Below are 714 nucleotides of genomic sequence, written 5' to 3'. Positions count from 1 at the left end.
AGATCGCCGGTCTTGTACATTTTTGCATCCGGCTTGTCGACGAACGGGTCGGCAAGAAAGCGCTCGGCGGTGAGGTCCGGTCGGTTCAAATACCCCCGCGCCAAACCGGCTCCGCCGATGTATATCTCACCCACCGCCCCCAAGGGAACTGGCTGACCGTATGCATCCAACAGGTAAATGCGCGTGTTCGCAATCGGACGCCCTATGGGAACCACTGCCATGTCGAAATTGAGCGAACAGAGCCATGCCGTGGCGCAGACAGTACCTTCCGTTGGTCCATAAGCATTAAAGACATTGAACTTAGCCTCTAACATTCGGACCAGCTTAATGCTGGGGGCCTCACCGGCTAAAATAAGAGCATGTAAAGTATTGATACGATTGAAATCGTATTTCCCTTCAAATAAGGCAGGAGGTAGTGTTGCATGGGTAATTGCGTGGCGTGTTATATAATCTTGGAATTCGTCTCCAGCGCGGCGCTCCTCGCCTGTGATTAGATGCAACTCGGCGCCCGAACCCCATGTCATCAGCGTTTCAGAAACACTCGCATCAAAACTTAATGGAGCGAATTGCACGACTCGACTGTTGGATGAAACGTTGAAAAGAGCGATCTGTGCTTGAGCGAGATTGACTGCGCTGCCATGCTCAACCATGACGCCCTTGGGCGTACCGGTAGAGCCGGAGGTGTAGATGACATAGGCCAGGTGATGGGAGGTC

General features: G+C 52.9%; 1 protein-coding gene. It reads right to left on the bottom strand.

Annotated elements, in window-relative coordinates:
* Nucleotides 1-714, bottom strand: a 714-nt coding sequence (locus BTJ49_RS15270; RefSeq protein ID WP_146742400.1) for an AMP-binding protein, incomplete at both ends; no start/stop codon positions are given.

Origin of the sequence: Oleiagrimonas sp. MCCC 1A03011 (assembly GCF_003267965.1) — a bacterium.
GTDB lineage: Bacteria > Pseudomonadota > Gammaproteobacteria > Xanthomonadales > Rhodanobacteraceae > Oleiagrimonas > Oleiagrimonas citrea.
Note: the sequence above shows the minus strand (reverse complement) of the source record. Positions and strands in the feature narration are given on the sequence as shown.